Genomic DNA, 15,790 nt, shown 5'->3' with positions numbered 1-15,790 from the left:
TAAATATGCACCATATAAAAAGGAGAGGAAAACTTATATTTCAGTCTACCTCTCCTTTTTCATCACAAAATTACTGCTGAACATATATGGAAACTGATCCTCCACTTACTTGGAACTGCCCCCACCCGTCCTTATTAATTGTTACAGTATTTGTTTGATTACCCGTAATATCGTACCATACTTCCCCTACGTTATTCTTTCCAACATCCATCCACTTTGCCCCTCCTGGTCCATCAGAGATTATCGTTGCTAAACCAGAATTAGCATGCACACTATCACCTTCTCTTGTCCAGCCAATCACATCTGGATGATCAAAATAATCACGCTGCGTACCATATGCAAAGTTTTTTCGTGCCGTCAAAATCGGATCAATTTTGTCCTTTAACGCTGGAATTTCATAGTTACTATTTCCTTTTGTACCATAGTAATCACCATAGAAAACAGAAGGATATCCCTCTGCACGCGTTAAAATAAATGCATATGCCAACGGTTTGAACCAAGGGCTCACTACAGATTCCAATGACTGACCAGGCTGTGAATCATGATTTTCAACTAGAGTAACCGCAAGTGTAGGATGATTCGCAACTACCGTTCCTTTTAAAATATTTCTCATATCATAATTTCCATTTCCTGTTGAAGCATAATGAAAATTATAATGAAGTGGCGCATCGAACACAGATTGATTATAATTGCCCTTCGCTAAATAATTATTTAAAGTCTGGATATCATTTTGCCAATATTCAGCTACTGTAAACATGTCTTTCCCCGTTTGCTGTCTAACATGATTTACCCAATCGCGCAAATATTCATGATCAATATGTTTAACAGCATCTAAACGAAAGCCATCTAAATTTAATTCCTTCGCATACCACGTTCCCCATTTTTTCATTTCATTCGCAACATCTGGATGATCAAAATCAAGATCCGCGTACATCAAATAATCATAATTCCCATTCTCGCTAGACACTTCCCAGTCCCACGCTTTACCTATGCCCCTAAATTTATAAATTCGGTTTAATTTCTTTCCTTCATCCCAATCTGTTCCGTCAAAATGATACCATTTCCATTTGAAATTAGAATAAGAATCTCCACGCCCTGGAAAGTTAAAGCCTGTCCAAGCACTAATTTCATAATCACCTGATACTTCAACATTTCGATTGCTCGGGTCTACCTCAACTGCTGTGATAGTTTCCGTATAATCAGCCCCACCTTTATGATTCATAACTACATCACCGTATACATCGATGTTTTTCTTATGTAAAGCGTCAATGGCAGATTTCAATTGTGCTTTCGTCCCATATTTCGTCCGCACTGTTCCCTTTTGATTGAATTCCCCCAAATCATATAAATCATATGCTCCATATCCTACGTCATTTTGCGTAGTTCCTTTATATGCAGGTGGTATCCAAACAGATGTAATTCCTTTTTCCGCTAAATTTTCAGCATCAGCACGCAAACGATTCCAATGATTCCCATCATTCGGAGCGTACCACTCAAAATACTGCATTAACGTTCCATTGTTAACTGTATCTGCATATGCTTTACTCTCCCCATATATACTAGGTAATAACATAACAACTGACAATCCGACTATTGTTATTCTTTTAAACATCTGTATTCCATCCCTTCTTAAGAAAGCGTTTGCATAGTTTATCAGAATTATTATAATATTCGTTCCATCGTTAGTAAAGTAGCAATCTCTCACTCTCCCACATTATTTTTAGTCTCACTTCAAATATTCAACGTAATTTTAATTTCACATTCTATTCAAGATTGTTTACAATTTACCTATAAAAGCATAGCGGAGGGATTTCTATGACAGACTTTCAAAAACAATTTTTCGCACGATTACATATAGAAGAAAAAGACACGGTTTCATTTGAAGATTTATCTAACATTATGTACGCAATGGCACAAACTGTTCCTTTTGAAAACTTAAATATTCTCGAAAAGAATTTTAAAGAAATATCAAAAGAAAATTTGAAAGAGAAAATTTTAGTAAATAACCGTGGCGGTCTTTGTTATGAACTCAATCCTACTATGTATTACTTCCTTAAAGACGCTGGATTTGATGTTCATCTCGTTTCAGGAACAGTTTATAACGCTGCAAACTCCATATGGGCTGTTGATTCTGGCCATATCGCAACCGTTTTAACACATCATAATGAACTTTATTTAATTGAAGTAGGATTCGGATCATACTTACCTCTTGCACCTGTCCCTTTCTCAGGTGAAGTCATTCACTCTGTTACAGGAGATTATCGTATTCGTAAAGAAATGACCGAAAAGGGAAACTACATTTTAGAGATGCGTAAAAACAATGAGTTTTTGGATCAATCTTCTGCTGATGATTGGACGTTAGGCTATGCATTTTATATAGAAGAAGTGGATGAAAAAAAAGCAAATACAGCACAAAAAATTATCGTTGAACATGAAGGATCACCCTTTAATAAAGTACCTCTTATTGTAAAACTAACTGAAGATGGGCATGCCTCTTTAACGAAAGATAGCCTTACAGTAGCGAAAAATGGTAAAAAAACGAAAGAAACCGTTACAGACATGCAATATACAAACCTTTTACATTCAAAATTCGGAATTACACTATAAGTATGTAAACCTTGTTATTTTAGCAAGGCTTTTCAATTTTCAGCAGGGATTTTTTGCAATTTGTTGTATTTCATAGTTATATAGAAATATAACTACATGTTTAGAAAGGAAATGATTATGACAGAACTTAAAGATCGATTACAAGTAGCTGATATAGAAAAATGGGATTTAACAGACATTTACCATACAATTGAAGATTGGGAAAGTGATTTTCATAAAATTGAAGTATTAACGAAGGAATTACACGAGTTTAATGGCAATATTCACGATGGTAATAGTTTATTAGCTTATTTAACGAAGAGTGAAGAAATTTCTAGCATAATATCTTTAATGTTCGCTTATGCACGATTACAATCTGACCTTGATACACGCGATACTGACGCGCAATCTCTTGTCGATAAAGTATCACAATTACACGTGAAAGTAAGTGCAGCTAAATCTTTCTTTTCCCCCTTCTTACTTAGCATAGACGAAAGCACATTACATTCTTACATAGAAGAAACAGAAGGCTTACAATATTATAAAGAAGACTTGTTTGAATTATACCGTTATAAAAAACACGTATTGAATAAGGACCAAGAAGAAATTTTATCACAGATGGGTGAAGCTCTTTCTTCTCCACAGCACACATTTGGTATGTTAAACAATGCAGATATATTATTTGGTGAAGTGACGACTGACGATGGAGAGAAAGTGAACTTAACACGCGGAATGTATGCAAAATTAATAGAAGATACGAATCGTGAAAAGCGTAAAGAAGCTTATAAAGCATATTACAAACCATATGTTCAGTTAAAGAATTCCATCGCATCTACTTTATCCGCTGCTATTAAAAATAATGTTACTGTTTCGAAGCTAAGACACTATCCATCGGCGTTAGAGAAATCATTATTTGGCGATATGGTTCCGAAAGAAGTATATGAAAACCTAATTGATACAACGAAAAAAAATATTCAAACATTACATACATACAATGAAATTCGAAAAGAAAAATTAAACGTAGATGAACTAAGACAATACGACCTAGGCGTCGATTTAGTAGAGGGTGCAAAACAAGACATTCCATATAGTGAAGCATTTGACATTATGATTGCATCACTAGCTCCTTTAGGAGAAGAATATATTGAGACATTAAAAAGTTTTAAAGATAAACGATATATAGACGTAAGAGAAACACCAGGAAAACGTTCTGGTGCTTATAACTTTGGTGTATACGGTGTTCATCCTTTCATTCTTTTAAATCATCACGATGATTTAAACAGCCTGTTCACTCTTACTCATGAATGCGGGCACGGTATGCATACGCACTATTCACATGGATACCAACCAAGAATTTCTGCACATTATTCTATCTTTGTCGCAGAAGTCGCTTCTACAGTAAATGAAGTGTTATTAATTCACTATTTATTAAAAGAAGCAAAAGAAACGAACGTGCGTAACCATTTAGTTAACCATTTTATTGAGAAATTTAAAGGTACTTTCTTTACACAAATCATGTTTGCAGAATTTGAAAAAATCACACATGAAATGGCTGAGCAAGGTAAACCATTAAATGCCCAAGTCTTCAGTGAAATTTATGAAAAGCTATTTAAAGAATATAACGGTGATTCACTTGTATTTGATGAAGAAGTAAAATACGGATGGGCTAGAATCCCTCATTTCTATCGCCCGTTTTACGTATACAAATATGCAACTGGATTCGCATCTGCCATTCAAATCGCTGATAAACTATTAAGCGGCGATCCAAATGCTCAAAAACATTATATTGAATTCCTTAAAGGCGGAAGTTCTGACTATCCACTAAACTTATTGAAAAAAGCTGGTGTTGATTTAACTATGCCAGAACCGATTGAAAGTGCATTGAAACAATTCACTCAACTTGTTGAGGAGTTTTCAGCTCTATAAAAAAGAGCCTCTCGCTAGAGGCTCTTTTTTATATTCCCTTTCCTTCTATTAAATCATTCGCCATTTTCCTAAATTCTTGATTAAATGCATCATTCATACCATTTTGGACGTTAGAAAATAATATGACAAACGTTCGTTTATCCCAGTTAAAATTATTAAAAGTGTTCCAGCCAGCTAATACACCGTGGTTATGATAATAATCTGGGTAAATATAGAAACTAAATCCATATTTTCTTGCAGGTGATGCAGAAAACATATCTGATACACTTTGTTTAGAAAGTAGTTTACCATCCATAATAGCTTCATCTAACTTTTTCATATCTTCAACAGTCGTATACATTTCACCACAACCATACAGCCAGTTCATTTTTAAGCGAGGCGTGGCTATTAACTTATTATCTTTTTTCGTATACCCTTCTGCTAAGAAAATATCCTCTGGAAGTGTTGCGCCCATTCCAGATTCATGCATTTCAACAGGAGTCAAAATATTTTCTTTCACATATTCAGCAAGTGGTTTATTCGATATTTTTTCTACAATATATGCAAGCACCATATAATTATAATCTGTATATTTCCATCCTGTCCCTGCTGGAAATTGTAACGTTTGTGCCCCAATCCACGTTACTAATTTTAACCGTGATGCTGCGTCAACACTACCTTGTCCCTGTTCTGGTAATCCAGACGTATGTGTTAACAAATTTCGTAACGTAATGTTTTTATCTGCCGGAAACGATGGGATATATTTATTTACATTGTCTTCAATGTTCAACTTCCCTTTTTCTTTTAGTTGCATAATAGATATTGCAACAACTGTTTTCGTAATAGACCCAATGCGATATTTCGTTCTTGGAGTTGTTAATACTTGATCTTTCACATTCGCATAACCGTACCCTTTTCGTAAAATGACATGATCTTTACTTGCTACAAGAACACTCCCATTAAATCCTTTATCTTTTAAGTACTGATCTAGTTTTCCAGCTGCAATTTCATAACGCTTTTTCGCATTCGCATCAACTTCCTGCTTAACATCTTTTTGCTTACTATTTACATTTGAAAATGCCTTTACATCATATTTTTTTCCTTTATTTGCATGTATTAGTGTAACAACACTTCCACAAAAAACAGCAAAAATAAAGAAAACGATTAACCATTTCTTTAACATACTAGGAACCCTCTTTTATCTAGTTTCACTTAACGTACATCCATTCTATTTTATATCTTTTAATTATCAAGTATATTATAATATTATTTAATATTCACTATGTTAAAACTAGATTCCTTTTTCTCATTTTCAATTTTGACTACTCTCTATTGTATTTCTTTCTAGCAAAATTTCCAACATACAATCGGATGCATTACACTATAATTTCAAATTCTTTTGTAACATTTGTTACATACTAAAAAGAATGGAGATGTAATATGAAAAACACCGATAAACGCAACCGTTTAGATGATAAGATGTTTCATTATCGGATAATAAAAAACAACATGATATTAATTGAATATTACGGAAAACAAATTATGATATTAAAAGGAAATGATGCTGAAAAATTTTTAAATAAAATAAATCATGCAAATAACGATAAAGAAAAACAGCTAATTATGGCTAAAATTACAGGTAATTTCAAAAGAGGTAATGAACGAAATTGAAAACGAATCTCATTTACATTTTGATTATACAACAAATAAAAAAAGAAATGTCGCTCATTCAACATTTCTTTAGACTTTCTTCACAAAAAATTTACATTGCTAACATTCCTTTATTTTCTATAATTCCTATATAAGCTAACCGCTGAAATAGTTAGTAATACAACTATGCATAACCACGCATACGTATATCCCTTCTTATCTACAATATAACCAAATAAAGCAGGTGCAACAATAATGGAAATTTGATTTAATGTAAGTGCAAAACTCACTGTCATCCCTACCGATTCTTCACTTGCTGATTCTGCAACTTCAGTTATAAAAAGACTAAACCATCCAATCGAAAAGAACCCTAACAATGCACTTACACCATACAATACATTCGTTATTGTATGTATGCTCATTACTAATATTAGAATGAAGAGAATAGAAATACAAACAGTTATAAATAAAGGGGTGCGCCGATTTCCCTTATAAAACAAATCACTAGTAGCTGCTAATATAATCCTACCAACCATTCCAGAAAAGAACATAACGGAAAATACTTTTCCAGCTAAAATTGGCGTGATTGATTGTTCCAATACTAAAAATTTTATAAAGTGTGCAACTAACACCATTTGCAATGAAATCATACAAATGCCAGTTATATAAATTGCATACAACTCTTTTTTACACATCACTTCTTTTAACTGCATCCAAAAAGAAAGTTTAATACGTTCTTGTTTAACTTTCTCTTGAATATATGGTTCCTTATAAAATATAAAAAATAAAAACCCTCCAATTATACAAATGCATGCAATACTATTTACCGCATAAGCCATATTATATTTTATTGTAAGAAACGGGATCAATACTCCCGCTAACGTGCCACCAATCGGTATACCAGCTTGTCTAATCCCCATTGCTAACCCGCGATTTTCTTTTGGGAACCACTTTATTATCACCTTACTTCCTCCTGGCTGCGAAACACTATAAAACGTTCCTACTAATAAAAGTACAAAGAGTAACCCATTAAATTCATTGACCATATTAGTCAGTAAAAATGAACCTCCTAGTAAAAATGAGCTTATCGAAATTAACAACTTTTCATTGTATTGATCAAGTAGCCGCCCGACAAAAAGCATACAAAATAGCGGTCCTATATTTACAACACTTACTAGCAATCCACTCTCCGTATTCGTAAGTGCATATTCTTCTTTCCAAAATAAAGCAAACGCTCCAACACCATACGTTATAAGTGTCGCTGTTGTTTGAGCAACTGTCGCAAAAATTAACATAACCCACTTATAAGTACTATTCACCCTTTCTTCCATTAACACAATAATCCCTCCATCCCCCTTTCATTGTATGAAAGTTCTGATATCATATAAAATAAAGATTTATCATGTAATCCATCAAAAAAAATGATACCTTTTATGGAGGGATGATACTTGGATATAAAAGATTTAACTGTATTTTACGAAGTTGCGAAAGAAAAAAACATATCTCACGCAGCGAAAAATTTAAACTATGTACAGTCTGGCGTAACAATGCGTATGAAACAACTAGAAAACGAATTAGGTGTGCCTTTATTTTACCGAAACGGAAAAGGTGTAACTTTAACTTCTAACGGTGAGATTTTATTAACATACGCCAAACAAATTATCCACTTAATAGATCAATCTGTTAAAGCAGTTCAAAGTAATGGGATCGAACCAAGAGGCACTTTAAAAATTGGATGTACAGAATCTACAACCGCTGTAAGACTTCCATCTATATTAACAGCCTATTATGAGAAATACCCAAAAGTCGAATTGATTTTAGAATCAAATACGACGGAACAATTGATTAGGCTTGTATTAGAACGAAAACTGGACGGAGCGTTTATAGCTGGCTCTACTCAGCATACTGAACTTCATACAAATATATTTCGTGAAGAAGAATTAGTTCTCATTAGCAAAAATCCTTTATCTTCCTTTAAAGACATCGGAGACATGAATTTACTTGCATTTAGTCGCGGGTGCTATTATAGAAATTTATTAGAAGATTGGCTTCAAGAAGAAGGAATTTCACCTAAGCGAGTATTAGAGTTCGGAACAATTGAGGCGATACTCGCATGTGTAAAATCAGGTATGGGCATAGCAATTATGATGAAGTCTATTTTAAATGATCATAAACATGACATATCATTCAACCCTTTACCAAATAGCTTCAAAAAAGTTCCTACTACTTTTATTACTAGAAAAGATATATATCACTCTGCTGCATTACAAAAATTTATGGAGATGACTCACAATGCGTGAAAAGAAAATACGTGGTATGAAACGAAAAACAAACACTTTAATAAAGCGAATTGAGGAACATACAAAAACGTTCCCTTCTATTTTCTATAACGATGAATATTGGAATATGCTATTGCCAGTTTCGCAAACTTTTATCGACTCTCGTAAAACACCTAGAAAAGTAAAGCGATTATGTATTCAAACCTTATTAAATCAAGCAAATCATTTAATAAATATGAAACCGAGAGATACACATACATATCGAGTTGTTGTTTTAATTTCTATAAATAATTTGTGGGGTTCGCAAATCATTATATTTAAAAATGAGGACTACTTTCATAATTTTTTTAATAGAAATAGTGAATTTCAAAAATGGATTCTTCTTTCAAATGAAATTGATTTTTGGGAGAAATCGGAAATTTCAGTTTGCCATTCCTTCGAAACGCTTCGCTTTCAAGAAATTATTTATGATGAAGATGAATGCTATGAAAAAGAGATTCTGTTTATCGGGGAGTTAAATTAAAAAGGGTGTACCTAAAACACTGGTATACCCTTTTTCACTTATTTCCCCTTCAATACACTATGTAATCGATCCGGATAATTTGTAAACATTCCTGTAGCACCCCATTTGATTAACAGTCTCATATCTGGTTTCTCATTAATTGTATAAGGATGAATTAACAGTCCATTTTTCCTAGCTATTTTCATATATGATTCATCAATAATTAGTTCTCCGTTATCATTACGTAAGTTTGGCCCAATACCAGCTGCATACTTTTTAATTTCTTGAAAATCATCATTCGTTACACTTTTCGGTTCATGTGTAATGCCAGACCATTCAACAATTTCATTGTTTTCATTTGGATAATACCAAAGCAATTGAACTAACGGAATATTTTCATTCATACTATGAATCTTTTTCAAACTATCTTTACTAAATGATTGAATCATAACACGGCTAGATGACATGTTTTGACCTACTAAATTATATTTATTTAACAATGCTAACAATTTCTCTTCCATTCCTGGATACACATCTGGTGATTTTGTTTCAATGTAATACTTCATGCTTCTTCCATACTTTTGGAAGATTTCTTCAAGAGTCGGAACTTTTTGCCCAACATACTCTTGCTTAGCCTTTTCTGGATACGCTTTATTAAACCACGTTCCTGCATCTAAACTCTTTATTTCGCTTAACGTTTTATCACGTACTTCGCCTGTTCCATTTGTAGTGCGATCAACTGCTGTATCATGCATTGCAATTAATTGGCCATCCTTTGTTAATTGAATATCTAACTCTAAATAATCCGCTTTCATTTTTTTCACTAAATCATAAGAAGCAAAAGTATGCTCAGGTGCATGTCCACTTGCTCCGCGATGTGCAATATTTAAAAACTTATTCGTATTCCATTCATGCTTCCCTTCTGCTTTCGCATGAACAGCTCCCCCAGCAAAGATACTTCCCGTCATAAAGAAAATAACTAAAACGCTAATAATCTTTCTCATCCTTCTAACCCTTCCTACGTTGCAAATTTCAACAAGCTAATGAGATTTACACGAAATAGAAGACACACTTTCATTATTTTTATAAACCTATATTAAAATTCCAATCTTACAAATATACTTTATCTATATTATTAATATAGAAAACTAGTATTATCCTATTTAATTCCTATAGTCCTCCTTTTCATATGTAACTCTCTATTTTGTACGATTCATTCAATAAAAAAAGCCATAAATTATTTAGAATACACTCCTGTATCCCTAAATAAATTTATGGCTTTTCTCAAATATCTCCGGCCTCTATTAACTTGTCGAATTTAATCATATCAAACCTATTGAAATTTGTGAATATTTTTTTCAGTACAGTGAAGCACATAAAACAATATTTCTGTAGTTACTTAAAAATCACATAATAAATTTCTCATTACCTCTTCCAATACTATATCTGGATTTACTACCGTTTTTTCCGAACGCCATCCGATAAAGCCATCTGGTCTAATTAATACAGCACCTCCATTCTCTATACCATATAATTTGCTAAAAATATCTTCTGGAACAACAAAGTCTCCACTTAAGCCAACACGATACCCTTTTATATTTATTCCTAATTTAGCTGAAACAGCATGTGCTGCCTCAGCCCAAGAACTATTTTCTACTCCTATAAGTAATACAAAACTGTTACCGAATAAGTCTAATGTAGAAACTTTCTTTCCTTCATACGTTCCCCATAAATGCGGCGCTCGCGTTCCAGGTCTCCCGTTCAACTCTATGCTATCCATTCTATGTGGAGTGACTGAATTATCTATAATCGCCTCTGAACAATACTGATATCCAACTGTAACAGCTAAAACATCCATATTATTCAAACTGCCTTCCTCTCTATTCGCAGCACGAAACAGTAAACTACTTGCATAAGCTGTCGTTAATTTTGCAACAGAGTGTCTCTCTTCATGATATGTTTCTAACAATTTTGGTTTTGCCTTCCCTTTTATAACAGCCGCTAATTTCCAAGCTAAGTTATGCGCATCTTGTATTCCTGTATTTGAACCAAATCCTCCTGTTGGCGGCATAATATGTGCTGAATCTCCAACTAAAAAGGTTCGATTTCCTTGAAATTTCACCGCTGTACTTTCGGCCGCTTCCCACGGTAAAACACTTAATATTTTTGATTCAACATTTGTACTTCCAATTGCTATTTGAATAATTTGTTTACAACGTTCTATAGTGAAGTCCTCTAGCCCCTCTCCTTTTAATGGATCGTAGGCTACATGATAAATCCATTTTTTTACGTTATCAACTGGGATAAGTGCACCAAGAACCTCCGGATGAAGTACCATCGAAAAACCGAATGCGTCTCCTTGTATAAACTCTCTTAAATCAGCTTCAAAATAAATATTCATATAATAGCCACCAATGGTTCCACGCCCCTCAGTTTTAATCCCTAACTGCTCACGTATTTTACTTTTCGCTCCATCCGCTGCAATTACATAGTCACAATGTATGACACTTTCTTTTTCTGTTTCACGATTTCGAATCTTTGCTTTTGCCCCGTTTTCATTTTGTTCAAATGAAACTAATTCATGATAAAAAGATAGTTGCCCGCCTAGCGTTTTTGCTTCTTGTAACATCATCTCTTCTAAAATAATTTGATAACATGCAGTTTGTTTTGATGGACTAATCTTTTCTATTTTTTGAAGTAACTCTTCATCGTTTCTGTATTGCGTCGCTCTCATTTGTTCCAATTCTTCTTTATTCGCCTCAGCTATTGTATGAACCGCTATTCTTCCTCGGCAGTTCTCTAATGCTTTACCTGCCAATTTAATTCTTTGTTCCAAGCCTAATTCTCGAAATAACTCCATTGTACGTAAAGTAAGACCGCCTGCTTTCGGATGAATGGCAGTAGACGGATGCCTTTCAATAAGTAAGTACTCAATGTTATGTTTTGCAAGAAATAACGCAGACGCTAACCCAGATAATCCCCCTCCAACAATTAAAACTGGTACATAATTCGATTTCATATATTTACCCTCCACATCATTGTTCTGAGCTCATTGACATAAATATAATCAAAAAAAACATTAAAATATAGACTTATATTTCATTTTGAATTATCATATAGATAGATTACGCCCCAAAATCCCTTTTACCTTTTCATACATCTATAATCCACCTGAATTGTGTCTGTATGAAAGTGTAAAACAAAAGAACGTACTTTACGTTGAACTATGTTCTATCGTAAAAATCAAAAATAATACAAACATTATAAACGGTCGTAACCTTATGGATTATACAAGGTTACGACCGCTTATTTTATTGTTACATCATTTTTTGTTTTTAAAACTTCATCTATTGTGTTATGTAGTCCTTCCAATCCCTTTTCTATCTCCCTATAATTTTCAAAAATAAAAAATTCATTCGTCTCGATTTTCTTTCCCAATATTGCACCTCATACAACAATCATGTAGCATTACCGTATCGAAGTAATGGTTCGTTATCTTAAACCTTTCGACTAATTAGCAGGAGGCAAAGTGATTGAAATGAATAAACAAGAACAATTAAATATTATAAAAAAAGATTTTATTGATTCTCAAAAAGTATTATTGGCAATTGGTGATGAAACACGTCAAGCTATTTTATTAGTGCTAATGGAAACGGAATGTCAAACAGGATTACGTGTAGGAGAAATCACGAAGCAAACACACCTTTCCCGTCCAGCAGTATCACATCACCTTAAGATTTTACGAGAAGCTGGCATTATTTTAATGAGAAAAGAAGGTACAAAGAATTTTTATTATATTGATATACGTACAAAATTAGGTTTATTAAAAAATCTTGTATTAGATATTGAGAAGCTATTGCAAAACTTTTATTAAAACTTGGAGGTATAAGAAATGAAAGCAATGATAATTGATAGATATGGAAAAGTCCCAATGCGTATGGCAGAGGTACCTACTCCTGAAATAAAAGAGTATGAGGTGCTCGCAGAAATTCATGCAGCTAGTATTAACCCAATTGATTTTAAAATACGCGACGGAAAAGTAAAAATGTTACTGAAATATGAAATGCCCCTAATCCTTGGTAATGACTTTGCCGGTGTCATCACGAAGGTTGGATCAAAAGTAACTCGTTTTAAAGTTGGTGATGAAATATATGCTCGTCCAAGAAAAAATAAGATTGGTACTTTCGCGGAGTATATAGCCATTCATGAAGATGATATAGCTTTAAAGCCGAAAAATTTAAGTTTTGAGGAAGCTACTTCGATTCCACTTGTTGGCTTAACATCATATCAAGCATTACATGACATCATGCAATTACAAAAAGGACAAAAGATTTTAATTCACGCTGGATCCGGTGGTGTTGGTACTTTCGCAATTCAGTTAGCAAAAATAATGGGTGCTACTGTTACAACGACTGCTAGTGAAGCTGGTGCAAATTTAGTAACGTCTCTTGGCGCAGATGAAATTATTAATTACAAAACAGAAAAATTTGAAGATATACTAAAAAATTATGATGCGGTATTTGATACAATCGGCGGTGCAACACTTGAAAAATCATTCAATATTATAAAAAGCGGAGGAAACATTGTTTCCGTTTCAGGTATGCCGAATGCTCGCTTCGGTAAAGAATTTGGTTCAGGATTCTTTAAAACTCTCTTATTTTCATTAGCCAGCAAAAAACTTACTGCACTTGAAAAAAAGCATAATGCTCAATATTCATTTTTATTTATGAAGCCAAGCGGGGATCAATTACGTACTATTGCAAACTATATTGAAGCCGGAAAAATCAAACCGGTAATCGATCGAGTCTTCCCTTTTGAAGATGCGCAAAAAGCAATGGAATATTCAGAGTCTGGAAGAGCAAAAGGAAAAATAATTGTAAAAATTAAATAATAATAAAACCTCCATTTTCTTAAAATGGAGGTTTTAAATTTGCTGTTAAATAGACATAGTGCAATGAAGTCCTTACAATAGATTGCAAGGGGAAATATTATATTATACTTTTAGTTAACTTTACAAAGAATACATACGTACAAATACATAACTTAAAATACAAAAAGGAGGAGATACAATGACTAAAAATAATGAAACAGGTTGGAATTTAGATAATAGTTATACGACTTTACCACAATCATTTTATACAGAAATCCCCCCTACTCCCGTAAGTTCACCGGAGTTAGTTAAACTAAACCATTCATTAGCGATATCTCTTGGCTTGACCCCTGAAGAACTGAAAAAGGAAGCTGAAATTGCTATTTTCGCTGGTAATGCACTCCCAGAAGGAGCTCATCCATTAGCTCAAGCATATGCTGGCCATCAATTCGGACATTTTAATATGTTAGGCGATGGTCGTGCTCTTTTAATTGGCGAACAAATTACTCCTTCAGGTGAGCGTTTCGATATTCAACTGAAAGGTTCTGGCCCTACTCCCTATTCACGCCGAGGAGATGGCCGTGCTGCACTCGGTCCGATGCTACGTGAATATATCATTAGTGAGGCAATGTATGCACTTGATATTCCGACTACTCGCAGTTTAGCAGTTGTCACAACTGGTGAAGCAACATATCGTGAAACAAAGTTACCTGGAGCAATTTTAACTAGAGTAGCTAGTAGCCATATACGCGTCGGTACATTTCAATATGCTGCAGCTCGTGGTTCAATAGAGGACCTGAAATCACTAGCTGACTATACGATAAAAAGGCATTACCCAGAAATTGAAGCTCATGAAAACCGATATACTGCATTACTACAAGAAGTCATTAAAAGACAAGCCAGTCTTATCGCAAAATGGCAACTTGTTGGATTTATCCACGGTGTAATGAACACTGACAATATAACGATTAGTGGCGAAACAATTGATTACGGTCCTTGTGCATTTATGGACAATTACAATCAAGGAACCGTATTTAGCTCTATTGACACACAAGGTCGTTATGCATATGGAAATCAACCATATATGGCCGCATGGGACCTCGCTCGATTAGCAGAATCTTTAATACCAATTCTGCACGAAGATGAAGAAGAAGCATTAAAGATCGCCCAAGACGAAATTTCGAAATTTAGCGTACAGTATGAAAACCATTGGTTCCTTGGAATGAAAAAGAAATTAGGACTATTTAGTACCGAAGAACAAGATCAACCACTTATTGAGCAACTTTTAAAAATGATGGAGAAATATAAAGCAGATTATACAAATACATTCCGTTCATTAACTCTTGATGCTATTGAAAATACAGCTCTATTTGAAAGTCCTGAATATAAAGATTGGTACAAACTGTGGCAATCTCGATTAAAAAGACAAGAACAATCGAAAGAAAACGCCTACGAAATGATGAAAAATAATAACCCATCAATCATCCCAAGGAACCACCGTGTAGAAGAAGCACTAGAAGCAGCTGTTACAAATGACGACTATAGCGTAATGGAGAAACTTCTTGAAGCTTTATCAAACCCTTATGCGTATTCTACAGATCAAGAAGAATACTGCATTCCGCCTGCACCGACGAATCGCCCTTATCGTACTTTTTGTGGGACTTGATTAAAAATTTGTTTTTATTTTAACCCAAAATTTATTAAGTTAACTATTAATCACAAACTTAAAAGTTGCTTTCAATATTGAAAGCAACACATTTAGTATCCAACCTTAAACAAGTCACAAATTATAATTTGTGACTTGTTTAATTACCCACGTTCAATAGAAGATTTGTTTTGCAGGCATCGTTGTATCTTCAGAGACAGCATATGGATTTTCATTAGGTTTTATAATTATAAACGTTCTACCATATCCACTGTGAGCTAATTTATTGCAAAGACCTTCTACCATAAAACCCCATAACTCCAGCCGCTATTCCCATTATAGATAATCCAAGT

The 15,790-nt window shown here is 33.9% G+C and carries 15 protein-coding genes; 8 read left to right on the top strand and 7 right to left on the bottom strand.

Translation table 11 applies throughout. From position 1 onward, the window contains the following. Positions 1-70: 70 nt before the first annotated feature. The gene (gene amyS, locus DN403_RS22030; RefSeq protein WP_000476414.1) at positions 71-1,612 is read right to left on the bottom strand and encodes an alpha-amylase; all 1,542 of its coding nucleotides are present in this window, start codon (positions 1,610-1,612) and stop codon (positions 71-73) included. 203 nt (positions 1,613-1,815) lie between these two features. On the opposite strand from amyS, the gene DN403_RS22025 reads away from it, so the two are divergent. Both DN403_RS22025 and pepF read left to right on the top strand, forming a co-directional pair. Then, positions 1,816-2,607 carry an arylamine N-acetyltransferase family protein gene (locus DN403_RS22025; protein ID WP_000129187.1) on the top strand — a complete coding sequence of 264 codons (792 nt, stop codon included), beginning with the start codon at positions 1,816-1,818 and terminating at the stop codon, positions 2,605-2,607. A 117-nt stretch (positions 2,608-2,724) separates the two neighbouring features. Then, positions 2,725-4,512 carry an oligoendopeptidase F gene (gene pepF / locus DN403_RS22020; protein WP_000137538.1) on the top strand — a complete coding sequence of 596 codons (1,788 nt, stop codon included), beginning with the start codon at positions 2,725-2,727 and terminating at the stop codon, positions 4,510-4,512. A 28-nt stretch (positions 4,513-4,540) separates the two neighbouring features. Here the strand turns inward: pepF and DN403_RS22015 are convergent, their stop codons facing one another. Further along, positions 4,541-5,674 (bottom strand): serine hydrolase domain-containing protein, encoded by a 1,134-nt coding sequence (locus DN403_RS22015; RefSeq protein ID WP_000915207.1) that lies wholly within the window; start codon positions 5,672-5,674, stop codon positions 4,541-4,543. Positions 5,675-5,931: 257 nt separating this feature from the next. Between DN403_RS22015 and DN403_RS22010 the strand changes: the two genes are divergently transcribed. After that, complete coding sequence (locus DN403_RS22010) at positions 5,932-6,162, top strand: hypothetical protein (protein ID WP_000798785.1); 231 nt, start codon at positions 5,932-5,934, stop codon at positions 6,160-6,162. A 110-nt stretch (positions 6,163-6,272) separates the two neighbouring features. On the opposite strand, the gene DN403_RS22005 is transcribed toward DN403_RS22010, so the two are convergent. Beyond that, complete coding sequence (locus DN403_RS22005; protein ID WP_080018608.1) at positions 6,273-7,472, bottom strand: MFS transporter; 1,200 nt, start codon at positions 7,470-7,472, stop codon at positions 6,273-6,275. A 117-nt stretch (positions 7,473-7,589) separates the two neighbouring features. On the opposite strand from DN403_RS22005, the gene DN403_RS22000 reads away from it, so the two are divergent. Both DN403_RS22000 and DN403_RS21995 read left to right on the top strand, forming a co-directional pair. Continuing rightward, complete coding sequence (locus tag DN403_RS22000; RefSeq protein ID WP_000351677.1) at positions 7,590-8,441, top strand: LysR family transcriptional regulator; 852 nt, start codon at positions 7,590-7,592, stop codon at positions 8,439-8,441. After that, positions 8,434-8,943 carry a DUF3916 domain-containing protein gene (locus tag DN403_RS21995; RefSeq protein WP_001208324.1) on the top strand — a complete coding sequence of 170 codons (510 nt, stop codon included), beginning with the start codon at positions 8,434-8,436 and terminating at the stop codon, positions 8,941-8,943. The genes DN403_RS22000 and DN403_RS21995 overlap by 8 nt, the downstream gene beginning before the upstream one ends. Positions 8,944-8,981: 38 nt before the next feature. Here the strand turns inward: DN403_RS21995 and DN403_RS21990 are convergent, their stop codons facing one another. The 3 genes from DN403_RS21990 to DN403_RS31840 all read right to left on the bottom strand — a co-directional run bounded on the left by DN403_RS21990 (position 8,982) and on the right by DN403_RS31840 (position 12,360). Continuing rightward, on the bottom strand, positions 8,982-9,926 hold the full coding sequence (locus DN403_RS21990) for a glycerophosphodiester phosphodiesterase (protein ID WP_001226347.1): 945 nt from the start codon (positions 9,924-9,926) through the stop codon (positions 8,982-8,984). A gap of 395 nt (positions 9,927-10,321) precedes the next feature. Beyond that, positions 10,322-11,941 carry an FAD-dependent oxidoreductase gene (locus DN403_RS21985; protein ID WP_000841682.1) on the bottom strand — a complete coding sequence of 540 codons (1,620 nt, stop codon included), beginning with the start codon at positions 11,939-11,941 and terminating at the stop codon, positions 10,322-10,324. A 287-nt stretch (positions 11,942-12,228) separates the two neighbouring features. Then, positions 12,229-12,360, bottom strand: a complete 132-nt coding sequence (locus tag DN403_RS31840) for a hypothetical protein (RefSeq protein WP_000516656.1) — start codon at positions 12,358-12,360, stop codon at positions 12,229-12,231. 91 nt (positions 12,361-12,451) lie between these two features. Here DN403_RS31840 and DN403_RS21980 point away from each other — a divergent pair, with 91 nt between their 5' ends. The 3 genes from DN403_RS21980 (at position 12,452) to DN403_RS21970 (ending at position 15,458) form a co-directional block, all read left to right on the top strand. Beyond that, positions 12,452-12,796: an ArsR/SmtB family transcription factor gene (locus tag DN403_RS21980; protein WP_000571870.1), complete on the top strand. Its 345-nt coding sequence runs from the start codon at positions 12,452-12,454 to the stop codon at positions 12,794-12,796. Between the two features lie 18 nt (positions 12,797-12,814). Then, complete coding sequence (locus DN403_RS21975) at positions 12,815-13,813, top strand: NADP-dependent oxidoreductase (RefSeq protein WP_000646434.1); 999 nt, start codon at positions 12,815-12,817, stop codon at positions 13,811-13,813. A gap of 178 nt (positions 13,814-13,991) precedes the next feature. Beyond that, a complete protein-coding gene (locus DN403_RS21970) occupies positions 13,992-15,458 on the top strand; it encodes a protein adenylyltransferase SelO (RefSeq protein ID WP_000164912.1) in 1,467 nt (488 codons plus the stop codon). Between the two features lie 153 nt (positions 15,459-15,611). On the opposite strand, the gene DN403_RS31835 is transcribed toward DN403_RS21970, so the two are convergent. Further along, positions 15,612-15,743 carry a hypothetical protein gene (locus DN403_RS31835; protein ID WP_000229166.1) on the bottom strand — a complete coding sequence of 44 codons (132 nt, stop codon included), beginning with the start codon at positions 15,741-15,743 and terminating at the stop codon, positions 15,612-15,614. Between the last annotated feature and the right edge of the window lie 47 nt (positions 15,744-15,790).

This window comes from Bacillus sp. AY2-1 (genome assembly GCF_008368965.1).
Classification (GTDB): domain Bacteria; phylum Bacillota; class Bacilli; order Bacillales; family Bacillaceae_G; genus Bacillus_A; species Bacillus_A thuringiensis_S.
Note: the sequence above shows the minus strand (reverse complement) of the source record. Positions and strands in the feature narration are given on the sequence as shown.